This is a genomic window from Gimesia sp. (assembly GCF_040219335.1).
Classification (GTDB): domain Bacteria; phylum Planctomycetota; class Planctomycetia; order Planctomycetales; family Planctomycetaceae; genus Gimesia.
This window is the reverse complement of sequence record NZ_JAVJSQ010000031.1, coordinates 121,067-142,689: the sequence shown is the minus strand read 5'-3', so window position 1 is coordinate 142,689 and position 21,623 is coordinate 121,067. Positions and strand designations below refer to the sequence as shown.

The 21,623-nt window shown below is 54.0% G+C and carries 19 protein-coding genes and 1 tRNA gene; 11 read left to right on the top strand and 9 right to left on the bottom strand.

Annotation, left to right across the window (positions count from 1 at the left end; translation table 11 throughout):
• Positions 1–3: 3 nt before the first annotated feature.
• The 3 genes from recG to infA all read right to left on the bottom strand — a co-directional run bounded on the left by recG (position 4) and on the right by infA (position 2,962).
• Complete coding sequence (gene recG, locus RID21_RS25525) at positions 4–2,079, bottom strand: ATP-dependent DNA helicase RecG (protein WP_350193863.1); 2,076 nt, start codon at positions 2,077–2,079, stop codon at positions 4–6.
• 20 nt (positions 2,080–2,099) lie between these two features.
• Positions 2,100–2,594, bottom strand: a complete 495-nt coding sequence (gene rnhA / locus RID21_RS25520; protein ID WP_350193861.1) for a ribonuclease HI — start codon at positions 2,592–2,594, stop codon at positions 2,100–2,102.
• A 149-nt stretch (positions 2,595–2,743) separates the two neighbouring features.
• The gene (infA, locus tag RID21_RS25515; RefSeq protein ID WP_002643979.1) at positions 2,744–2,962 is read right to left on the bottom strand and encodes a translation initiation factor IF-1; all 219 of its coding nucleotides are present in this window, start codon (positions 2,960–2,962) and stop codon (positions 2,744–2,746) included.
• 386 nt (positions 2,963–3,348) lie between these two features.
• Between infA and RID21_RS25510 the strand changes: the two genes are divergently transcribed.
• The 3 genes from RID21_RS25510 to RID21_RS25500 all read left to right on the top strand — a co-directional run bounded on the left by RID21_RS25510 (position 3,349) and on the right by RID21_RS25500 (position 5,893).
• Positions 3,349–3,522, top strand: a complete 174-nt coding sequence (locus tag RID21_RS25510) for a Flp family type IVb pilin (RefSeq protein ID WP_145042410.1) — start codon at positions 3,349–3,351, stop codon at positions 3,520–3,522.
• 159 nt (positions 3,523–3,681) lie between these two features.
• Entirely contained in the window at positions 3,682–4,413 is a 732-nt protein-coding gene (folK, locus tag RID21_RS25505) for a 2-amino-4-hydroxy-6-hydroxymethyldihydropteridine diphosphokinase (protein WP_350193859.1), read from the top strand.
• A gap of 136 nt (positions 4,414–4,549) precedes the next feature.
• Complete coding sequence (locus tag RID21_RS25500; protein WP_145188942.1) at positions 4,550–5,893, top strand: DUF1501 domain-containing protein; 1,344 nt, start codon at positions 4,550–4,552, stop codon at positions 5,891–5,893.
• 83 nt (positions 5,894–5,976) lie between these two features.
• Here RID21_RS25500 and RID21_RS25495 read toward each other — a convergent pair whose 3' ends face one another.
• Positions 5,977–7,350: a dipeptidase gene (locus RID21_RS25495; RefSeq protein ID WP_350193857.1), complete on the bottom strand. Its 1,374-nt coding sequence runs from the start codon at positions 7,348–7,350 to the stop codon at positions 5,977–5,979.
• A gap of 123 nt (positions 7,351–7,473) precedes the next feature.
• Between RID21_RS25495 and lhgD the strand changes: the two genes are divergently transcribed.
• The 5 genes from lhgD (at position 7,474) to RID21_RS25470 (ending at position 13,006) form a co-directional block, all read left to right on the top strand.
• A complete protein-coding gene (gene lhgD / locus RID21_RS25490; RefSeq protein WP_350193855.1) occupies positions 7,474–8,673 on the top strand; it encodes an L-2-hydroxyglutarate dehydrogenase in 1,200 nt (399 codons plus the stop codon).
• A 15-nt stretch (positions 8,674–8,688) separates the two neighbouring features.
• Positions 8,689–9,864: a glycosyltransferase family 2 protein gene (locus RID21_RS25485; RefSeq protein ID WP_350193853.1), complete on the top strand. Its 1,176-nt coding sequence runs from the start codon at positions 8,689–8,691 to the stop codon at positions 9,862–9,864.
• 62 nt (positions 9,865–9,926) lie between these two features.
• Positions 9,927–10,295 (top strand): hypothetical protein, encoded by a 369-nt coding sequence (locus tag RID21_RS25480; protein ID WP_350193851.1) that lies wholly within the window; start codon positions 9,927–9,929, stop codon positions 10,293–10,295.
• A gap of 452 nt (positions 10,296–10,747) precedes the next feature.
• Positions 10,748–11,437, top strand: coding sequence for a hypothetical protein (locus tag RID21_RS25475; RefSeq protein WP_350193849.1), 690 nt, complete (start codon positions 10,748–10,750; stop codon positions 11,435–11,437).
• 453 nt (positions 11,438–11,890) lie between these two features.
• Complete coding sequence (locus RID21_RS25470) at positions 11,891–13,006, top strand: hypothetical protein (protein WP_350193847.1); 1,116 nt, start codon at positions 11,891–11,893, stop codon at positions 13,004–13,006.
• On the opposite strand, the gene RID21_RS25465 is transcribed toward RID21_RS25470, so the two are convergent.
• From RID21_RS25465 to thrS, 4 genes are all read right to left on the bottom strand, one after another.
• Entirely contained in the window at positions 13,007–13,522 is a 516-nt protein-coding gene (locus tag RID21_RS25465) for a hypothetical protein (protein WP_350193845.1), read from the bottom strand.
• A 195-nt stretch (positions 13,523–13,717) separates the two neighbouring features.
• Positions 13,718–14,263 (bottom strand): G/U mismatch-specific DNA glycosylase, encoded by a 546-nt coding sequence (gene mug / locus RID21_RS25460; protein WP_350193843.1) that lies wholly within the window; start codon positions 14,261–14,263, stop codon positions 13,718–13,720.
• Positions 14,264–14,297: 34 nt separating this feature from the next.
• Positions 14,298–15,665, bottom strand: coding sequence for an aspartate aminotransferase family protein (locus RID21_RS25455; protein WP_350193841.1), 1,368 nt, complete (start codon positions 15,663–15,665; stop codon positions 14,298–14,300).
• 220 nt (positions 15,666–15,885) lie between these two features.
• Positions 15,886–18,066, bottom strand: a complete 2,181-nt coding sequence (gene thrS, locus RID21_RS25450; RefSeq protein ID WP_350193839.1) for a threonine--tRNA ligase — start codon at positions 18,064–18,066, stop codon at positions 15,886–15,888.
• Between the two features lie 275 nt (positions 18,067–18,341).
• Between thrS and RID21_RS25445 the strand changes: the two genes are divergently transcribed.
• Positions 18,342–18,415, top strand: a tRNA-Val gene (locus RID21_RS25445).
• A gap of 131 nt (positions 18,416–18,546) precedes the next feature.
• Here RID21_RS25445 and RID21_RS25440 read toward each other — a convergent pair.
• Positions 18,547–19,056, bottom strand: coding sequence for a hypothetical protein (locus tag RID21_RS25440; protein ID WP_350193837.1), 510 nt, complete (start codon positions 19,054–19,056; stop codon positions 18,547–18,549).
• Positions 19,057–19,463: 407 nt separating this feature from the next.
• Between RID21_RS25440 and RID21_RS25435 the strand changes: the two genes are divergently transcribed.
• Together RID21_RS25435 and RID21_RS25430 are read left to right on the top strand one after the other, a co-directional pair.
• The gene (locus RID21_RS25435) at positions 19,464–20,963 is read left to right on the top strand and encodes a TolC family protein (protein ID WP_350193835.1); all 1,500 of its coding nucleotides are present in this window, start codon (positions 19,464–19,466) and stop codon (positions 20,961–20,963) included.
• Positions 20,964–21,042: 79 nt separating this feature from the next.
• Complete coding sequence (locus tag RID21_RS25430; protein WP_350193833.1) at positions 21,043–21,501, top strand: hypothetical protein; 459 nt, start codon at positions 21,043–21,045, stop codon at positions 21,499–21,501.
• Positions 21,502–21,623: the final 122 nt, after the last annotated feature.

The window sequence follows — 21,623 nt, the reverse complement described above, 5'->3', positions numbered from 1 at the left end:
TGCTTAACCGCTCTGTCCCAGGTCCAGCAGCTGCCCGAACCGGTCGAGGACGCGAATTTTCAGCGGTGCAAAACGGGGCTGATCAAACTCCCCTTTTTCGACCAGTCGGAGTGCAATCTCACGGGTTTCCTGCAGCAGGTCGTCATCGCGTCTGAGGTCGGCGACGCGCAATGGCAGCTCTCCATGCTGGCGGGTTCCGAAAATGTCACCCGGACCACGGGCCTGGAAATCAGCTTCGGCAATCTCGAAGCCGTTGGTCGTCTGTTCCATGACGGCCAGCCGCTTGAGTGCCTCCTCGCTTTCTGTATACGAAAACAGAAAACAGTATCCGGAATGAATACCACGACCGACACGGCCACGCAGCTGATGTAGCTGAGAGAGTCCGAAGCGGTCTGCCTGCAGGATCACCATTAAGGTGGCGTTGGGCACATCGACTCCGACCTCGACCACCGTTGTGGAGACCAGCACCTGAATCTTGCCCTGGTGGAACTGTTCCATAATCTGGGCCCGCTCTTCGCGGTCCATCTGACCGTGTACCAGACCGATCGAGGCACTGGCCAGCTCGCTTTTCTGTAGTTTGCGATAAACTTCTTCCGCACTGGATCGGCTGTTTTCCTCGAGCTCGGAGTCGATCCGGGGACAGACAATATACGCTTGCCTCCCGGCAGCGATTTGGGCTCGCAGAAAATCCCAGGCTTTCTTTCGTTGGGGAGTGGTCGAGATCCGACTGGTGGTGACAGGCTGTCTGCCCGGCGGGAGTTCGGAATTGATGGAGATATCCAGCTCACCGAACTGAGTCAGACAGAGGCTGCGGGGAATGGGGGTGGCCGTCATCACCAGCATATGGGGCGTATTCGCTTCGCTGGTGAAGTGCGCCCGCTGCATCACGCCAAACTTATGCTGTTCGTCGATAATTACCAGGCCCAGATCGTGATATTGCACATCTTTCTGAACCACGGCCTGGGTGCCGACAATCAATTGCTGCTCACCGGAGGCAATCTGTTCCAGCGTGGCCTTCCGCTCAGCTGAGGACAGGCTGCCCGTCAGCACACATCTTTTAACCCGACTCTGCTTCAGGATGCGATTAATCGTATCCCAGTGCTGGACGGCCAGCAGTTCCGTGGGAGCCATCAGAACCGCCTGTTTGCCTGCAGCAATCGTCGCGAGCATGGCGTAGATGGCGATCGCCGTTTTTCCCGCACCCACGTCCGCCTGCAGCATGCGATGCATGGCGCGACCGGAACCCAGATCCGTTTTGATCTCTTGGATTGCCTGGTCCTGTCCTTCTGTGAAGTCAAACGGAAACAGGCGTCGGATCCGGGCATCGACCTTGGCGGTGACTTTGATCAACGGTGCGTTATCAACGCAGGTCCATTGCCGCCGACGCATGGCCAGGCCCAGTTGAAATTCCAACAGGTCATCAAAGATAACGCGACGAACGCCGGCTTCGTATTCCTGCATTGTCTGCGGTTTATGCATCTGGATCACCGCCTGTGCCAGCGGCAGCAGGCCGTGTTCTTCGCGAAACGGTTCGGGGAGGTAGTCGGGAATCAGCTGTGCATATTCCTCTACGGCGGTCCGCACCATGCGTCGCATCTGGTACATTTTGATGCCTTCGGTCAAGCTGTACCGGGGCAGCACGACCCCTTGAGGATCATCCAGATCTTCTTCGAGAACCTGGTATTGGGGATGCGACATTTCCCATTTGCCCGAACGTCGTTTGGGCTTGCCGGAGAACATCAGCAACTGCCCCTGGAAGAATCGCTTGATGACCCAGGGCTGGTTGAACCAGGTTCCCTTGAGGAAGCCGCTTCCGCAGTCGAGGAGAATGGCGGAGATGGTCCGTCCACGGGAAATCGTACGGGCGTCGAGGTCAACCACTTTTCCGCAGACCGAAGCCAGCTGGTCCTCCTCGAGTTCATTTACGGGGCGGACGTCTGTCAGATCGAGTACGCTCCGGGGCAGATGCCAGAGCAGGTCTTCTACCGTTTCGATTCCCAGCTTCGCCAGCAACTCGGCGCGTTCCGATCCGACTCCTTGTAGAAATTGAATCGGTGTGTCCAGGGAAGGTTCGGTCATCGCATTCCGGAACCGGTAAATTAGAGATCAGTCTGATTCTGCAGCTTCAACGCATATTCGACAGCCAGTTCATCACAGCGTTCATTTTCTGGATGTCCGCTGTGACCTTTGATCTGAGTGAACCGCACCTCGTGCTGTTGCAGCAGTTCATCCAGCTGCCGCCAGAGCTCTTCGTTTTTGACGGGCTTCCAGCTTTTCCCTTCGCGACGGCGCCAGTTGTTCTTTTTCCAGTTGGGCATCCACTCTTTGGACCCCTTCGCAACATAGACGCTGTCGGTAATGATTTCGACCCGCGAACGTTTCTTCAACAGTTCCAGACCGGAGATGACTGCCTGTAACTCCATCTGGTTGTTTGTTGTCTCTGCGTCTCCACCAGAAAATTCTTTCTCGGTACCCGTCGAGGGGTGACGTAGAATGACTCCCCAGCCTCCCGGACCCGGATTGCCACGGCAGGCGCCGTCGGTAAACAGTTGCACGAACGGGAGAGAGTCCAGCTGGGCTGAGTCCTGGGGCATATGTCTTCCGGGAACGCAAGTCGGTCTGGGGGAATAAGAACGTATCGAATTCAGCCCGGCAGGCAAAGCAACAACAGGAGATTACACGTTATCAGTGAAAACTCCTGTGGCTGTGAATTCCACAAGCAGGGCAGGCAGGCCGCGGGCCTTTACCTTTCCCGATACACAATGCGTCCACGATTCAGATCGTAGGGAGAGACCTCAACCACAACCTTATCGCCGGGCACAATTCGGATAAAGTGCTTGCGCATTTTGCCGGCAACGTGCGCCAGAACCTGGTGTCCGTTTTCCAGTTCGACTCGAAACTGTGTATTTGCCAGCGCCTCGGTTACAGTACCTTCGACTTCGATGGCCTCTTCTTTGGCCATAACAATTGTATCCTGTCCAATAAAGTTAACGAAATGGGAAGCAGCGAACTGAGTCGCACAATCCTCGCTACCAGCACAGCCTGAAAAATGATAACTCAGGTCCGGGAGCGGTTTTCTGTCTCTTATTGTGACAGGGATGCACCGATTATGCCAGTCTGAACAGACCTGCAAGTTGCTTTCCCGCTAATTCCTGCGGGAAAAACCTGCAACTCTTACCGATTTAGCTGATTTTTGGACACCTTCGCCAGTTTTTCCAGCTTTCGATCAGGAATATGAGCTAATTTTGAACATGCGTCATAGTTTACGGAATTGAGGGGATGGTTCGCTCACTGACTGATCAGCGGACTCCAGAAAAATATGACATGTATGAATATCGGAATCTAACAATGCAATTTCTCAAGAACTTACTCTGTGAAGAAGATGGACCGACGGCTGTCGAGTATGCAGTGATGCTGGCCGCGATTGTACTCGCTTGTGTAGCTGCCATCGCAGCCGTGGGGACGAATACGAATGCCCTGTTCGAAAATGCCACTACCGAAATGCACAACCACGGTATGTAAACCATTCACAGAGTGCATTTTTCCCTGAATACGCATGATCTTCGCAACACTCAGCGTCTGGTGTGAGCTGCAGTCGCGGAATTGCACTTCTGATTCAATTCACTAAACTGCAGGCAGTCGTCCTCTCATTTCACGCTTCTTTTGACTGCCGGAATTCCAATGCCTGATTGCTATATCGCCCTGGGTGGAAATCAGGGAAATGTTCGGGAGACCTTTGACCGGGCCCTGCAGCGGCTTGATGCCCACCCTGATATCGTAGTCGGAAAGCTTAGTCAGTGGATCGAAACCACTCCAGTAGGCAGTCAGACAGAAGCGATTTTTCTGAACGGCGCAGCACAGCTTTCAGTTAACCTCTCTCCCGAAGCATTATTGACAGAACTTCAGACCGTGGAAACAGAACTGGGGCGGGTTCGCGAGGTTCGCTGGGGCGCCCGCACACTGGATCTGGACCTGCTGTTATTTAATCAACTGATTCTGCAGAACGACAAACTGACGATTCCACATCCCGCCTGCTGGTATCGTCGCTTCGTGCTCGATCCGCTGGTAGAGATTGCAGCCGATGTCATTCATCCGGTGAAACAGACGACGATCGGCGAACTCCAGCAGCGATTACTCCAGCGACCGTTCGTGTTCTCACTGGCCGGCCTGCCGCAAGCTGAGTCTCTGGCGTTGATCCAAGAGCTGCAGTCCCGTTTTCCGGAAGTCAAGTTTTCGCGCTGGGAAAGCAATGAACGGCACGCGGATCCTTCCCTGATCGCCTGGTTTGGGGAAGAGAATACCACCGCAGCCTTTGAATCCCTGCCTTTACTTCCCCGTTTAGACGCTTCTGAGATGCGGCGAAATACTGAACAAATTGTCTGGCTACTGCAATCTGCACTGGATTTCCGCTGAAAAACCACTATACTGGTACATAAGGGCTCGCCGATATTTTTAATATGGCTGACCGAACTAGCGATAAATAAACTAATTCGGTGTAGCTCGCCTTCCTCATACATTCCCACCTGAAACGATTTGGAGACCTGATACGATGCTCAAGATTCTGGGTTCTCAAAAGAGTCAATTCTGTGACCGGATCTCACGCAGGAACTTTCTTCAGATCGGTGGGCTCGCTTTAGGCGGACTGTCGCTGCCCCAACTGCTGCAGGCGGAATCTTCAACCACCAAACGAAAGCAGCACAAAGGCATCATCATGATCTTCCTGCCGGGAGGTCCTCCGCATCAGGATATGTGGGATATCAAAGTCGATGCCCCCAGTGAAATCCGCGGTGAATTCAACGCCATCCAGACCAATGTTTCCGGCATTGAAATCGGGGATCAGTTCCCCCGCATGGCGCAGATGGCAGACAAGTTCACCTTCATCCGTTCCATGGTTGGCTCTGATGGTCGGCACGATGCCTTCCAGTGTCTGACCGGACAGCGTTTCAACAACCAGCCCCTGGGCGGCTGGCCCAGCCTGGGTTCGGTTCTTTCGAAAAAATATGGTGCCGTCGATCCCTCAATCCCGCCGTTCCTCGGTCTCTCTCCCAAGATGGGCCACATGGAATGGGCACGTGCGGGAGATCCTGGCTTCCTGGGACTGGCACACGCGCCTTTCCGTCCCAACGGTGAAGGCATGGCCGACATGACCCTCAACGGGATCACCCTGGATCGCCTGAATGACCGAAAAAAAGTACTCAGCTCGCTCGACCAGTTCCGTAGCCAGGTTGACGCTTCCGGCACGATGGACGGCCTCGACTCGTTCACCCAGCAGGCATTCGGAATTCTGACCTCCAGCAAACTCGCCGAAGCTCTGGACCTTTCGAAAGAAGATCAGACGCTGCGTGACCGCTACGGTCGAGGAACTCCGAAACTGAGAGCAGACGGCGGCCCCAAACTGCTGGATGACTTTCTGACCGCCCGGCGTCTGATCGAAGCCGGTGCCCGTTGTGTCACGCTGGCCTTCAGTCGCTGGGACTGGCACGGTGGGAATTTCAAACGCGGACGTGAAGACATGCCGATGCTCGATCAGGGTGTGACGGCACTCGTCGAAGATCTCGAAAACCGCGGAATGCTGGACGACGTCACCGTTGTCGTCTGGGGCGAATTCGGACGGACTCCCAAGATCAACGCGAATTCCGGCCGCGATCACTGGCCCCGCGTCTCAACTGCACTGCTCGCAGGTGGCGGCATGAAAACCGGCCAGGTCATCGGTTCGACCAACCGGCTGGGTGAATACGCAGAAGATCGTCCGGTACATTTCCAGGAAGTCTTTGCTTCGCTGTATCGCAACCTGGGGATCGATGTCGAATCTGCAACGATCGACGACCTGCAGGGACGTCCCCGCTATCTGGTCGACCGCGATAAATACAAGGCAATGCCGGAACTGGTCTGATTGACTCGGGTAAGTAGACTCAGTAACCGAACTCGGGGCTCTTGCACGCCTGGATGAATTTCAGCAAGCAATCTGCGCTGAATTCACACCTGAATGTTCGCCATTTCCTGCCAGAGCAGGGCACTTGCCAGGGTTCCCTGACGGAAGGCTTCCAGGGAGAAACGTTCGTTGGGGCTGTGCAGGTTGTCGGTATTCTGTCCCCAGCCTAAAAGCAGCGTTTCTACGCCCACCAGCGACTGGAATGTTTCGACTACCGGGATTGAGCCCCCTTCACGAATCATGACCGGAGCCGTTCCGAAAGCCTGTTCAATCGCAGTGCGGGCAGCCGCCATGTAGGGGCTGTTGAAATCGAACACGAGTCCTTTGCAGCCGTGATAATCGATGAACTGCATGGTCAGTCCCGCCGGCAACTGTTCTAGCAGGAACTGCTCCAGTGCTCTGGTCAGGGCGGCTGGATCCTGATCGGGAACGAGTCGACAACTGATTTTGACGCGCGCCTGGGCAGGTACGATTGTCTTCGGACCTTCACCCGTGTATCCGGAGACCATGCCATTCACATCGCACGTCGGTCGTGCCCAGCGGCGTTCCAGTGTGCTGAAGTCCGCTTCCCCTGAAACCGCCTTAACGCCCAGGTCCGACATGAATTTCGCTTCATCAAAGGGCAGGGCAGCAAACTGATCACGTTCTTCCTGCTTGAGCTCGATGACATTGTCGTAGAAGCCGGGAATCTGGACGCGTCCCTGGTCATCGTGCAGTGCAGCGACCATGCGGGCCAGACCGTTAGCAGGATTGGTGACCGCACCGCCAAACACGCCGCTGTGCAGATCCTGTCGCGGGCCGTTGACAATCACTTCGCAGGCGAGGATTCCCCGCAGTCCGTAAGTGATCGCCGGGATGCCCGGTGCATACTGGCTGGTGTCGCTGATTACTGCAATATCGCAGGCGACCAGATCTTTGTTCTCAGCCAGGAAGCGATCGAGGTTGTCGCTGCCGACTTCCTCTTCGCCTTCAATCACGAAGACCACGTTGACGGGAAGTTCTCCCTGCGTCTTCATCCAGGCTTCGACCGATTTAATGTGTGTATACATCTGCCCCTTGTCGTCGGTCGCACCGCGGGCATAGATATGACCGTCACGGATATCGGGTTCGAAGGGGGGCGTCTCCCATTGATCAAGCGGATCGGGGGGCTGCACGTCGTAATGACCATAGACAAGGACAGTCGGTTTACCCTCTGCTTTTTTCCACGAGCCGTACACAATCGGATGTCCCGCGGTTTCGATCAGGCGGCTTTCCAGACCAGCGGCTTTCATCTGTTGCTGGACAAATTCAGCTCCCCGCCGGGTTTCGGCTTTGAGAGTCGAGTCGGCACTCACACTGGGAATTTTTAAAAACTCAACCAGTTCTCCGACAAACCGTTCCTGATGTTGCTCTAAATAATCGCGAACATGCTCAACCATTGTTTTCCTGTAACCCCGATCCTGCTAAGTTATGATAAACATGAAGGTGAGAGAGATTCCGTGATCTAATTATCGAATCCCGAGTATAAGATGCCGGCAACCATTTGAGTATAGAAGTCATCCATGAAAAATGCAGATGTCGCAATAATTGGTGGGGGTATCGTCGGGCTGGCGACCGGCTGGCAGATCACGCAGCGCTTTCCCCATACCTCTGTGCTGATCCTCGAAAAAGAAAACGAACTGGCCCTGCATCAGACAGGGCATAACTCCGGAGTCCTGCATTCGGGAATCTATTACAAGCCCGGTTCACTGCGCGCTGTCAACTGCCGCGAAGGCATCAAGGCGATGAAAGCCTTCTGCACTGCCGAGGAGATTCCCTGGGACGAGTGCGGTAAAGTGATCGTGGCTGTCGACGAAAGCGAGTTCGGCGCCCTGGACAATATCTTTGAGCGGGGACAGCAGAACGGTGTCGTCTGTGAAATGATCGACGAGGCCCGGCTTAAAGAATACGAACCGCACGTGGCAGGCATCCGTGGGATTCATGTTCCCGAAACAGGTATTGTCGATTACAGGCAGGTGGCGGTCCGGCTGGGAGAGCGGATTCAGGAAAAGGGACATCTGATCCAGACCGGTGCGGAGGTTGTCGGCATCAAACATCATGCGGATGGCATTAACCTGCAAACCAGGGCCGGTGACTTTACCGCGAAACAGGTCATCAACTGTGGCGGACTGTTCAGCGACCGCGTGGCCCGACTGGGGGGCGCCCATCCCGATTCTAAGATTGTCCCGTTCCGGGGGGAGTACTATGAACTCAAGCCGGAAGCCGAGCACCTGTGCAAATCACTGATCTATCCGGTTCCCAATCCTGAATTTCCCTTTCTGGGAGTGCACTTTACCCGGATGATTCATGGCGGCGTGGAATGTGGGCCGAATGCCGTCTGGGCGTTCGCCCGTGAGGGGTATACGAAATCAAACATCAATCTGCGTGACCTGCTCGAGGCTGCCACCTATCCCGGCTTTCTTAAGATGGCCTGTAAATACTGGAAGACCGGTCTGGGCGAAATGTGGCGTTCCTTCAGCAAGCCTGCGTTTGTCGAAGCGCTGCAGCGGCTGATCCCCGAGATCCGGTCCGAGCATCTGGTCTCTGCCCCAGCGGGTGTGCGGGCGCAGGCTCTCGGCCCCGATGGCTCCCTGGTCGACGATTTTTTGATCGACGAATCCGATCGCATGATCAATGTGTTAAACGCACCGTCGCCGGCAGCGACGTCTTCGCTCCGCATCGGTCAGACGATTGTCGATCTACTCGCCCCCCGGATTGAATAACGGAAAGTTCCCGCGATGACCGCCACGCTGATCACCATCTGGGGCTATGCTACTCTTATGTTCTGGCTTGTTCTGCTGGGACCATCACTGGTGACAATGCTGCAGAAACAGATCTCCCGCTGTGTGAACCGGACCGCGATTCCTGACCAGTGGCCACGGATTTCAGTGATTGTGCCCGCGAAGGATGAAGCAGCGACAATCGAAGTGAACCTGAATTCCCTGCTGGCCTCTGACTATCCCAATCTCGAAATCATCGCGGTCAACGATCGCTCCACAGATGAGACCGGTGCGATGATGGAGCGGGTCGCCGCCCGGGCTGCGGCAGAGAACCGGGTCCAGATGCAGGTCCTGCATATCGAAGAACTGCCCGCTGACTGGCTGGGGAAATCCCATGCGATGCACCAGGCGGCCCAACAGGCTACCGGAGAACTGCTGCTTTTTACCGATGGGGATATTATCTTTTCGCCGCAGGCCATCACGCATGCGACCCGAATCTTTTTGGATCAGCAGCTCGATCATCTGGCGCTGCTCCCCCGACTGGCACGGGGAGGTCTGTTCGAGCGGGCCTTCGTGACTTACTTCGGCTTTCTGCTCGCCTCGGGAACATTTTTCTGGCTGATCCCGACCCGCTGGAAACATGCCTATGTGGGCATCGGTGCTTTCAATCTGCTGAAGCGATCTGTCTACCAGGCGACCGGCGGGCTGGAAACAATTCGGCTCGATGTACTGGATGACATCAAGCTGGGAAAGCTGATCAAGCAGAGTGGTTATCAGCAGGATGTCTACCTGGGAATTGACGAACTCCAGGTTCGCTGGCAGCCTTCAGCCTGGGCAGTCATCACCGGAATTGAAAAGAACGCCTTTGCCTCGCTCTACTATTCGGTTCGCAGACTCTGTTTTGTCACGACGTTGTACGTTCTCTTTTTTCTGGTGCCGTTCGTGATGCCCTTCCTGTTTCCCCTGGCTGAGACGGTCGGCTTTCTGGCGACACTCGTGTTGCTGCACCTGACTTACGGGCTGCTGGGCTGGATCTTTTCGTCCGGACTGGCAATCACCCCGTTTCTGCTCTACGCCTCGCTGGCTCTCACCTTCGCCTTCTGGCGATCTGCCTGGATCACGCTTAAGAACGGAGGCGTACGCTGGCGCGATACGATCTATCCCCTGGATCTGCTGAAGCGGCATCTGTATTAAAGGGATCAGTTCAGAGCCGTTGACGACATTAGCTTCAGGGGACAATTTCGGGAATCATTCAAATGCAACTCACCGAATGTTATCGAAGAGGAATATTATCACCTTGTAATCAAGAGGCCGAGGATCAATTACGATCCTGGTATGTTGATCATCCACTTCTTGTTAATTGCATTTCCTTGAATAACGATGATGACTTTAATGGGCTTTGGGACCTGAAAGTGTTTCATAAAATCAATGGACTTTGTGATTCCATGATTGATGATTACGAAGAAGAATTGATTGAACCAGACAAGCTGTATTTAATCGTTAATCTGATAGATCAAGAGTATCAAAATGTGAGTTCTCCTTCGCTTAAGATCTTTTTTAAGTCATTCAGAGAATTGCTGGAGAAATCCATTGAAAATCAGAAACCGGTCTTCTTTATTTTTTAGACTGTGATGGCTATTCGGTGGATATCAGCATGAGATGTCGGCTAAATCCAACTAAAGCGACATCGTAACTGGATCAGAATAAAATGAGTCCGGTAAACGCCCTTTAATTCGTGCTTACTTATCAATCAATGTTGATCCCATCCATTATATTGCGCGATCAGCGATCTGACTGTCTGCCCGGCGTTCAGCCCGGGGGCTGTTTCTGCCCTGCCGAACTTCTACCCTACTTGCATTAAGCTGAGAAAACGCCTGCATTTCGTACAACCTGTATGACTGGCACGGAAACTGCTTTTCATGTTCAGGCATTACAGGCTTCCTCAAGCAGATCGCTGACGAGTGAGGAAGCGACTTGAAGATACATCAGATTACAGTGAAGTCAATTTGCTCATAAGTGGCCCGCTCAGACGTCAGTGAGGACAGGGTCCGCACTAAGGAAAGCACAGGAGAAAATCATGTCTTTAATGAAACTCAGCTCTGCAACAGCACTGGCCGCTCTGGTTCTCGTCGGATGCCAGGCCAATTCCGAATCGATCGAAGAAGCCCGTAAGGAAATCGATAAGGCGAAACAGGAAGGGCAGCAGCAGGTTGCAGAAGCCAAACAGGATGCGGAAGAACGCGTTCATGAAACCCGCCGTGTCGGCACCGAACAGATTCAGGAAGAAATGAAAGAGCTGGAAGAAGCCCAGCGCGAAGGGGAAGAACCAGAAGAGATCAGTGAAGAACGGCACGATGTAGAAAAGGCCAAACGTGAGTTGGATAAAGCCCTGGCAGCGGCTCAGATGGCAGCCAAGCAGGACGTTCAGGAAGCAAAGAAAGACGCTGACGAACGTGTTGCCGAAGCACGTAAGAATCTCGCTCAGACCAAAGTGGATGCTCTGAAAAACGCCAACGAACGCATCGCTGCGATTCAGAAAACCATCAGCCAGGAAAAGAAAGATGTTGTGGAAGCGGAAACGCAGGTTGCTGAAGCGAAGCAGAAACTGGAGTCAGCCAGCGATAAAGAAAAAGCCGATGCCCAGGATGAGTTGAATAACGCTCAGGAATCGCTAAAGGCACAGCAGGAAGATGTTTCTGCTGCTGAGAAGCGTCTCAAGGAAGCTCAGGAAGAATTAAAGAAAGTTGAAAGTCTGATCGACGCCTAGTCCTGGTCCTTTAGACTTAAGGCACTAGGACTGGACTGGCTTAACTAGTCGGCCCTGACTGCCTGACTATGTCAGAAACACTGAACCACTGGTGCAGCCTGACTGACACGACCTCCCGTCCCCCGGATCAATTATGGTCCGGGGGATTTTTTTGTGGCAGGGATGAGTTTGAACCACGAAAGACACAAAAAACACGAAATGAATTCTACTTAAGTGACCCATTCCAAGATTGTTTCTGAGCTTCGAATTTTCAGATATGTCTGAACAGTTCGAGGATATCAGGACAGCTGCGGAATTGTAGCCACCTGCTGTTTTGGTCTCATCAGACAGAACATGATCTGCTATACTCCAGAGATCGGAATATCACATACTCGTGCAGCCTCGTGTTGCACTGTCGGCTTATCCGACAATGAGTTCTTTGAACTTGTTTCTTTCGATTGCAGCTCAAAAGATATGAAATATCAAATTAAGAAATCTGCCTGTCTTTTAGTTCTGTTTTCAATCCTGCTGACCGGCGTCTCAACAGCGACGGCCCAGGTGACGTTTCCCAAGCAGGAGAAACCGCAGGGCGCTCCGTTAAAAACGGACGTGACAGTGACTCTGTTAATGGAAGCTGACGGTTCGGCCCTGTATGCCCAGCAATGGGGGCAGACGTTTCGGGATCTGGGGATCTCGATTCGCACCCGACGTGCCGTTCTGGATGATAAACCAGCTGTCGAGGAAAATGTCAGGGGGACTCTACGGGAGGTGAGAGTCACCGGTACTCTGGATCGTAACGGTGTGATTCAGTTTCCTGGACGCAAGTTTGCCCGTAACGAGGTCGCCCGGGTCAAAGAATGGATTAATGAGCTGAGAGTCTACGGTGCCCAGGGATCACCTGACAGTAAACCACTGTGGGGGCTTTCGAACGAACAGTTCAAAAAAGTCTTTGCAGCCCTCTCTGAAGCGACACCAGTAAACCTCCAGGGCCTGACCCTGGATCAGGCGGTTCGCAAGCTGGAGTTCCCGGGTTCGCTGCCAGTCCGCTTTGATCTGGAAGCACAAAAACGTTTTTCGCAGATACCCGCCGGTGATACGATTTCAGCCGATCTCAGCAAACTGTCCAAAGGGACGGCACTGGCGATCGCCCTCAAGCAGTACGGACTGGCCTTTCATCCCTCACGCACCCCCTCGGGATCGCTGGAACTGCTGATCACCCCCTGGGAGGCCACAGAGTCTCCCTGGCCGATTGGCTGGGAACTGAAACTGTCCCGCCAGAAAACTGCGCCCCGCTATTTTGAATTGATTCCGGTCGAACTCAGCAATGTCCCCCTGCGTGATGTTCTGGTAGCCGCTTCCAAGGCCTCAGAGATTCCCATGCTGCTGGACGATTATGAGGTTCAGCAGAAACAGATCGACGTTGATGAAATCAAAGTCAACGTTTCCAAGAAGCGGACGACCTGGGGCATTCTGATCCGCGATGCCATTGGCGGAACCGGGCTGGTTCGCAAACTGGTGATTGATGAACGCGGTCAACCCTTCGTCTGGATTACCGCATTTGAGCCCCGCGTGCAGTCACCGAAGCAGTAATCAGGATTTCTCTGCTGCCGGTGCGGGAGGCGGCGGGGGTGTAGCCGTCGGCTTACGAACAGGCTTGGGCTGCAGTTTGAGCTGAGGCGGTGCAGGGAGCTTCGATTTCGGAGCAGGCTGTGGGGCAGGGGGAATCGACATGGGACCATTGGCACTCACCGAGGGCGCGGATTCGATGACTGGTTGCTGTTCCACGAGCATGCCCGCCTGGGTGATACCACCATAGGTGTCTGAGACTGGCATATTTTCCCGTACCAGATCCGGGCGGACGTATTTCACGTTCCGGCCCGGCGTCACGCCGTACTGCCAGTGAAACAGAGAGACCTGGGACGCCTTGTAAGGAAAGTGGTCCCGCTTCTGGAAGAAGATCGCCGGAGCCCGCAAGGTGTTGTAGTCGATCCAGAAGCTGGACAGGCTATACCGTTTGCGATGCACGCAACCCTGCTGACTCAGTACAGCCGCGGTGAGCAGCAGCAGTACGATTCGATGCCAGCGAAATTTCGATTGACGATGCATGTGAGAGACCTGTGGGATACGGAACCGTTCCGGACCGGAGCGGGAGGCAGACGGATAATACCTGCGCAGTTTCCCTGACCGGTTTAATGTTATTCATCGTCGATATAAATCGGCTGGATTCAGCCAAATCCCGAGAGGAGAACGACTTGGTATCGAAAAGGTTTTCGATATCGTAAGACAGGTAAAATGGGTGGACTATTTCCGCCACATCCGCGCGAAGATCTTGCCCAGTTCCGGGAGCTGATAGTGGGCGTTCAACCCGCTGGGGTTCGGCAGCACCCAGACGTCGGCTTTCCCGATCTGGTGTTTCTGCAGTCCGAGCTGCGCGTCTTTCTGCTGAAACGCTTTACGGTAGGAGGTGATCCCGAGAAAAACGACCTTCTGTGGTCGGTACTTGATGACCTTTTCCGTGAGAATGCGGGCTCCCTCGTAAAGCTCCTCTTTCGCGAGTTCGTCGGCCCGTTTAGAGGCTCTGCTGACAATGTTGGTCAGTCCGCCACCCCGCTTGAGCAGTTTATAGTCTTCAAACGGGGAGTAGAGTCGTTCGGTGATCTTCCCCCGATGCATGGCAGGCCAGAAGCGGTTGCCGGGCCGGGCAAAGTGGTGCCCGACCGCGGCTGAATACAGACCTGGATTAGTCCCGACAAACAGGGCTTTCAGCCCCTCTTCAATCAGATCGGGAAGCAGCTTATGGATGGCCTGTTCGACCTCCTCGGCGGTTGGCTTCCAGATTTCTTCCATGCTGCACAGACTCCCTGTTGCGTCAGGCGGGACCTCAATCGATCAGGCCGTCATTCCGCAATGCGTCAATAGCACGTTCAAATGCATTGACTGTGAAATCGATGTCTTCGTCAGTATGAGAAGCGGTTGTCATCGCTCCCCAGCCGAACCAGTCCACGCCGTTGAGCAGCAGAGCACAACGGAACGCGTGCCCCAGTCGGGCATCGTGTTTACGGTCCAGCTTATCAAAGTCATTGTCATACGGAACGAACGAATCGTCTTCCGGCCGCGGGCCATCGTAGCCGGGGAAGACTTTGATGATCGAGAACTGGCCGTAGACGGCCCAGTTCACATTCTTGCGGGTGAGGACTTCATTCATGCCCCTGCGCAGCTTCGCTGCACTTTCGTTCGCCTGGCGACAGGGTTCACCAGTGGCAACTTCTTTCAGTACGGCGATCCCGGCGGCGGCGGAGAGCGGGTTGGCATTATAGGTGCCGGGGTGTTTCATCTTCTGGCCGAAGGGGTTGTCGAAGGCAATCGCCTGCATCAGGTCAGCGCGTCCTGCCAGACAGCCCCCTGGCAGACCACCGGCAACGATTTTCGCCAGCGAAGTCAGGTCCGGTACAATGCCACAGACTTCCTGCATACCCCCCGGGGCCACACGGAAACCACTGATGACTTCATCCATGATCAGCAGCACACCTTTATCTGCGGTCAACTGGCGAAGTCCCTGCAGGAAGCCCTCTTCCAGGGGAACCACACCCCAGCGGCTGCCGGTCGCTTCCACAATAATACAGGCCGGGTCATGTGCATCGATCGTTCGTTCAACCAGTTCCAGATCATTGGGGCGAATGATAACCAGTTCATCGGAGACCCCATTCGTGACGCCAGGCATCGAGTAGCTTTTGTCATCGTGTGGAGGCTCAGAAGCCTGGGTGAGCAGATCATGCCAGCCGTGGAAGTGGCCGGCGAACTTGATGACTTTGGTCTTACCGGTGGCGATCCGTGAGACGCGGAGGGCCATCATGGTCGCTTCAGTTCCACTGCTGGTAAAGCGGAGCATTTCACAGGAAGGGACCAGCTGGCGGACCAGCTCGCCCCATTCGAGTTCGAGTTCGTGACAGGCTCCGAAGTGAGTTCCTTTCGCGACCTGTGCCTGAACCGCTTCGACCATGGCCGGGTGGCTGTGTCCCAAGATCAATGCACCGTGGCCGCTCCAGTAGTCGATAATGTCGTTCCCGTCGACATCGTATTTGTGGGCACCCTGAGCGCGGTCCACATAGATCGGGAACGGTTTCATATACCGTCCGTCGTGGGTGACTCCGCTGGGGAAGAGTTCACATGCTTTCTTGTAATCTTGCGCAGAGGTTGGAAATTTCGCAAAAAAGTCAGCTTCAATCTGCTGTCCCACGGCCTGGCTCATGGTGATGTACTCACAAAATCAGGAAAGAAAACGTTCTGATGCAATCTCAGAACCCGGAAGAGCGGAAGTTATTTCTTAAAGAAAGTCACAAATCCGCATAGCGCATTTTATAACGGAAATGAAGTGAAATAGCAAAGAGACTGGGTATACAAAAACAGGGGCGGACTTGTGAGTCCACCCCTGTTCCTGTTTGAATCACTACACTCAGGGAATGCTGTTTTTAATACTCGTTGGCCTGTTCGGTCTGACCTTCCAGGGCTTCGAACGTGCTTTCCGCTACCTGGCGGACGCGGCGTTCTTCGACCTCTTCCTTCAGCTTGGCAATCGCATCGGCTAAAGGCATCGGACCCAGGTCACCGTCGATGCGGTCGCGGACAGCGACAGCAGTCTGTTCGGCCTCTTTGGGACCAACGATGAACATGTAGGGAATCAGTTCCAGCTGGGCATCGCGGATTTTCGCGTTGACCTTGGAACTGCGGGTATCGACCGAAATCCGGAAGCCGTTCTGTCGCAGCTGGGCGGCGACTTCGTTGGCGTAGTCCAGTGTCTTATCGCTGACGGGCAGGACTCGAATCTGTTCCGGAGCCAGCCAGAGCGGGAAGGCACCGGCGAAATGCTCAATCAGCATCCCGGTGAAACGTTCCATCGAACCGAACGGGGCCCGGTGAATCATCACGGGACGATGCGGATGGTTATCCGAGCCGGTATATTCCAGCTGGAATCGCTCAGGCAGGTTGTAGTCCAGCTGTACGGTTCCCAGCTGCCATTCGCGACCGATGCAGTCCGAGACCATGAAGTCGGCCTTGGGACCATAGAACGCGGCTTCCCCTTCGCATTCGGTGTAGGACATACCGGAATCTGCGAGCACTTTCCGCAGACTGTCTTCAGCGTGCTGCCAGTTCTCTTCACTGCCCACGTACTTGTCGCTCTTCGGATCACGCAGCGAAAGCTGTACACGGAAGTTGTCCAGACCGACCGAGGCCAGCACGAATTTCACCAGGTCCAGTGTGGCCCGGAATTCGTCTTCGACCTGCTCGGGAGTACAGAAAATGTGAGCGTCGTCCTGGGTCAGGCCCCGTACGCGAAGCATCCCGTTCAATTCGCCGGTCTGTTCGTGACGATACACGGTCCCGAATTCGGCCAGGCGGACGGGCAAGTCGCGATAGCTGCGCGGCATTGCCTGATACATCTTCGCATGGTGCGGACAGTTCATCGGCTTGAGCAGGAACCGCTCATGCTTGTGTTCCCAGTCCTTGAGAATTTTGAGTTTCTCTTCCCGGCTTGCACCAGGGGGAAATTCGAAGTCGCAGTTCATGACCCGCGAGGACTGGAACAGGGTCTCTTCCTGCTCAGCGGAGAGGTCGTCTTCTTCCAGTTTACGCACCCAGAAGTCGACCAGCTGGCCGGCGTCGTGGCCGAACAGCGGAGCGAACTGGGAATCGCGGTAATAAGGAAAGTGCCCACTGGTTTCGTAGAGTTCCACACGACCGATGTGAGGCGAATAGACGGGCTGATAACCCAGGCGGGTCAGTTCCACCTTGATGAAGTCTTCGAGGACCGCACGGATGGTGGCCCCTTTGGGCAGCCAGAGGCAGAGTCCCTGACCGACTTCGGGATTAATCTGGAACAGGCCCAGCTTTTTCCCCAGCACACGGTGGTCACGGCGTTTAGCCTCTTCCACCTGTTCCAGGTATTTTTTCATGTCCTTCTTGCTGAACCAGGCAGTGCCGTACAGACGCTGCAGCGGTTTGTTTCCGGCATCCCCTTTCCAGTAGGAACCGGCAATCGAGAGCAGCTTGAAGGCTTTGACTTTCCCCGCATCGGGAATGTGCGGACCGCGACAGAGGTCGACAAATTCGCCCTGGCGGTAGAAGCTGAGCTGCGGATGGTCAGCCAGACCGGTAGCGATATGCTCGGCTTTGGATGACTGGTGCATCTCATTCACGAAGGAGACGGCTTCTTCCCGGTCGAGCGAGAAGCGTTCGAAGGGCTCTTCTTCCTTGATGATCTTCTTCATCTCTTCTTCGATTTTGGGGAAGTCATCTTCGCTGATGGTGTGTTCCAGGCCAAAATCGTAGTAAAAGCCGTGCGGCAGAGTGGGACCGAATGCCAACTGGATATCGGGCCAGAGCCGCATTACTGCCCGTGCCATGATGTGGGCACAGGAGTGTCGCATCACGCCGAGTGCTTCGGCGTCCCGCTCGGTAAGCAGGCGGAGTGAGATTTCATTGGAGTCAGAGATGTCCTTCAGAGGGCGGAACGCATCACAAATGGTTCCGTCCACTTCCGCGGCGACGACTGCATTGGCCAGCCGCTCCCCAATTGACTGGGCGACATCGAGTGCTGAACTGTTTTCGGGAAATTCCTTTACGCTTCCATCGGGTAACTTGATCTGAATCATTCGATTTATTGAACTTCTTCTAAAGTCGGAACCGCCACAGTCGCCGTTACAAAGGGCTCACTGATCAGGCAGTTCGAAAGAGGTACGGTCTTTATATTCGACAGGCACAGCCCGCGTCAATGTTCGCAGTTTTGCAGGCAAAACGTGAGAATCCTGTGAAATTGATATGATCGGTCAGACAGGTCGACCGACTCTTCCAATCAGCAGTTTTTTTCACAGAAAGTGTTCTGGAACTTGACGATATCGACCCTGATCCGTAATCTTTTGAAACCTCAGGACGATTAGCTCAGTTGGTTAGAGTGCCACGTTGACATCGTGGAGGTCACTGGTTCGAATCCAGTATCGTCCACTTGAAAGCCCTTGTCTATTAGAGACTTAGGGCTTTTTTTGTGCGCTGTGTAAACGATTTTAAGTCGGAATGACGATTCAAGATTGCTCAGGCTGGGATTGATATAGATTTCCCGGCAAAGACAATTCTGTTCATGGGGAGATCCTAAAGTCGTCATACGATTCTTGAATCCATTTTATTTCCTGATCTGCGAAGGAACCAAAAAACCAATTCGTACCAAATTCCATACGTAGATCAGTGAAATCCCCGCTCCCTCCCCAATTGCATTCTTGAGATAATCCTTCTCCGATTGCATCTTCAATAGAATTGTCTGTGATCCGCAGTGAGTATTGCGTTCCCATACACACTGCCAGGATGATACCTGTCTGATCATGCAACAGACAATTATGACCGTTTAGCAGGCAGCAGGCTTCGTCTGGTATTTTTTGGCCCAATTTGTCCCAAACACGTCCAACAATTTCAGGGTGACTCCCACACCCAAAGTACGCTTCTTCCATTAGCTCTTTGGGAATGTCAGAAACTCGATAAATTTCAATTTCATCATCAGGTTTGTTGATATCGAAGTAACTTAAGACCGGCCAGTTTACGGGATTTGAAGTATCGACATGCATGGGTTCATATTTCAATTTATTATGAGTCATAAGAGCTGCATATTAGTTAAGGATTGAGTCGTTTTTCAGAACGAAGACTTTTAATGTGTCAGCTCTATTTCGATCGAACAGGCATAGTAGAAAAATAAACACTAGAGCGAAAAAACATAAGTTTCAAACCCAAAACCAGGAAAAGATGGTCATCTTGAATTTTCATGGGCTGGCAAAATTGAAGCATTTTCTTTGGGAATGCTGTATTTCCTGACTGGGATGACCCCTGTAACCGTTACCATCCTTCTCTGATCCCCTCTCGAATCCTCAAATTCGTCAGCATACACACAGCCGTAGAGTGGCTCCGTCCGATGATTATTCCGGACCGTGCCAATTTTAAGTCATACTCCTGATCATATGCAGCTCCAGGAGGGAGCCTGGATCAGGGACAGCTATAAGGTTTCAGGATGAAGGAACATCCCTCTGGCAGAGCGCGCGGACTGGGGCTGGCACTCTCAGCTGCACTCATCACTGGCTGTGCCTCGCAGTCAACCAACGTGCAGACCGCTTCGACCACAGCTTCTGTGGATTTAAAGCCAACTCCCGTTGCCGAGACAACTTTCGTTGAAGAACCGGTGACGGAAGCGGAGATTCTCCAGACCGGGGGTATTAAATCTGCTCCGGAGGAATTGACTGACGGTACCCATTCTGATGTGGTTGTAAATCACCCGGCGATCTCCCAGCCACTGAGTGAACTGGAGATGCTGGCGGTGGAACAGAACCCCAAACTGGTCAAGCTTTACCAGGAGTACAACGCTGCATCGTCCCGTTCCCGCTACGTCAATAAGTTGCCTGACCCGAGACTGGGGGCGAATGTCTTCGGGGCTCCGCTGCAGACGGCTTCCGGTTCTCAGCGGGCGGTGATGAGTATGAGCCAGGCGATTCCTTGGCTGGGTAAACTGGACGCCATGGAACAGCAGGCCTGCTTCGAAGCCTTTGCGGTCCGGGCTGACTATCTCTCAGAACGACTGCGGGTCATCGCTGCAGTGCGGACGGGCTGGTATCGACTGTATGTCATTGACCAGCAGATTGAAACCGCAGAAGCAAATCAGCAACTGCTGCAGTCACTGATCGATGTGGCGAATGCACAGATTTCGACCGGAAGTGCCACCCAGGGGGACGTTCTGCTGGGAACACTGGAACTCAGCAAGCTGGAAGAGCGACTGCTGACCTACCGCAAGTTGCGGGTCGCGATTCAGGCAGAAGTCAATCGGCTCATCGCCCGTGATGCGGATACATCAATTTTAACACCGCAGGAACTGAAGATCGATCTTCCGACTCTGTCTTCACAGCAGATCTTTCAGCAGGCCCGGGATTCTCAGCCGGAGATCCAGGCGGCTCAACTCCGGACGCAGGCCACACGTTGGGGGATCGAAGTTGCTCATTTGAGCCGTCGACCGGAACTGACACTGTCGGCGAACTATTTCTTCACTGATAACAACCGGCCCCCTTCCAATTTGTATAAGGTAGGGCAGGATCCCTGGTCGCTGGGAGCTCAAGTCAGTATTCCACTGTGGAAAGAGAAATACGACGCGCTGGAAGATGAGGCGACCTGGAAGCATCTGGCCTCCACGTATTCAGAAAGTGACCTGCTGGACCGCTACGATGCGTTGATCACTGAACTGCTGGCCGAAGCCCGTCGGGCGGAAGAGACGGCGCAACTCTATCGAGATACGATTCTTCCCCAGGCGCAGCAGACGTTGCGGGCCGACCAGGAGTCTTATTCCCGCGGGGCTGTCGAGTTTGACCGCGTGATTCGCGATTATCGCAATCTGTTGACGCTTGAGCTGGGATATCACCAGGCCATTGGCGAACTGGCGATCGCCCTGACACAACTCAGTCGCGTTTCGGGTCAGGATGTGCCTCTGCATGCTCCGGCACCACCAGCGCTACCGGAACCAGAGTAAAAAATCCGGGTGGACTTCAACAGGCTCAGACTCTATATTGATAAGAGAGTCTGATGTCCTGTTATTTCTGGAGCCTTCGATGGCGTCTGCCTGTCAAATCCTGTTGATCTGGATCACCACAGCGATGCTGTGTGCGCAGGCCTTGGGTGCGTCTTTTCTGTTCGGCTGCTGTTGTCTGCAGAGCCGCTGCAATCGCCAGACTGTAGCGATTGACCACGTGTCCGATACCACTGAAACGTCCTGCTGCCAACAGCAGACACAGGCTGAATCTGCGTCTGCAGAAGAGGAATTCAGCGAGAGCACTTGTGGCCTGTTGCACGCTCGTTGTCAGTGTGTCCAGAGAAGCACAGAGCCCGCGCTCCCGGAGCAGACGACGTCACAACAGGCTCCCGTTTCCCTGGTCAATGTGCTGGCCACGCCCCCTGTTACAGGCATGTTTTCCAATACATGTGTAGTTCATCCTGCCCGTCATGAGAGGCAGGATCACGGCAGCCCTTCGCATTTTGCGCAGCTGCTGTTCTGTGTCTCGCTGACCTGATTGCTTTCGGCGCACCTCTTATCGTAAAAAGAGTCTCGCTGCGTCCCTCTTTCCAGTAAGTCTCTGTGCTGACTAAACAGAGACGCTCCGCTGCTTGTCGTATGCATCTGTTTCAGACTGAA

Bases quoted from the DNA above. Each gene is read 5' to 3' on its own strand.
- RID21_RS25495 (WP_350193857.1), bottom strand. From the start codon at position 7,350: ATGGTTGAGCATGTTCGCGATTATTTAGAGCAACATCAGGAACGGTTT.
- RID21_RS25430 (WP_350193833.1), top strand. From the start codon at position 21,043: ATGGCGTCTGCCTGTCAAATCCTGTTGATCTGGATCACCACAGCGATG.
- folK (WP_350193859.1), top strand. From the start codon at position 3,682: ATGCCTGATTGCTATATCGCCCTGGGTGGAAATCAGGGAAATGTTCGG.
- RID21_RS25480 (WP_350193851.1), top strand. From the start codon at position 9,927: ATGCAACTCACCGAATGTTATCGAAGAGGAATATTATCACCTTGTAAT.
- rnhA (WP_350193861.1), bottom strand. From the start codon at position 2,594: ATGCCCCAGGACTCAGCCCAGCTGGACTCTCTCCCGTTCGTGCAACTG.
- recG (WP_350193863.1), bottom strand. From the start codon at position 2,079: ATGACCGAACCTTCCCTGGACACACCGATTCAATTTCTACAAGGAGTC.
- mug (WP_350193843.1), bottom strand. From the start codon at position 14,263: ATGGAAGAAATCTGGAAGCCAACCGCCGAGGAGGTCGAACAGGCCATC.
- RID21_RS25510 (WP_145042410.1), top strand. From the start codon at position 3,349: ATGCAATTTCTCAAGAACTTACTCTGTGAAGAAGATGGACCGACGGCT.
- RID21_RS25435 (WP_350193835.1), top strand. From the start codon at position 19,464: ATGAAGGAACATCCCTCTGGCAGAGCGCGCGGACTGGGGCTGGCACTC.
- RID21_RS25485 (WP_350193853.1), top strand. From the start codon at position 8,689: ATGACCGCCACGCTGATCACCATCTGGGGCTATGCTACTCTTATGTTC.
- infA (WP_002643979.1), bottom strand. From the start codon at position 2,962: ATGGCCAAAGAAGAGGCCATCGAAGTCGAAGGTACTGTAACCGAGGCG.
- RID21_RS25475 (WP_350193849.1), top strand. From the start codon at position 10,748: ATGTCTTTAATGAAACTCAGCTCTGCAACAGCACTGGCCGCTCTGGTT.
- thrS (WP_350193839.1), bottom strand. From the start codon at position 18,066: ATGATTCAGATCAAGTTACCCGATGGAAGCGTAAAGGAATTTCCCGAA.
- RID21_RS25500 (WP_145188942.1), top strand. From the start codon at position 4,550: ATGCTCAAGATTCTGGGTTCTCAAAAGAGTCAATTCTGTGACCGGATC.
- RID21_RS25440 (WP_350193837.1), bottom strand. From the start codon at position 19,056: ATGACTCATAATAAATTGAAATATGAACCCATGCATGTCGATACTTCA.
- RID21_RS25455 (WP_350193841.1), bottom strand. From the start codon at position 15,665: ATGAGCCAGGCCGTGGGACAGCAGATTGAAGCTGACTTTTTTGCGAAA.
- RID21_RS25470 (WP_350193847.1), top strand. From the start codon at position 11,891: ATGAAATATCAAATTAAGAAATCTGCCTGTCTTTTAGTTCTGTTTTCA.
- lhgD (WP_350193855.1), top strand. From the start codon at position 7,474: ATGAAAAATGCAGATGTCGCAATAATTGGTGGGGGTATCGTCGGGCTG.
- RID21_RS25465 (WP_350193845.1), bottom strand. From the start codon at position 13,522: ATGCATCGTCAATCGAAATTTCGCTGGCATCGAATCGTACTGCTGCTG.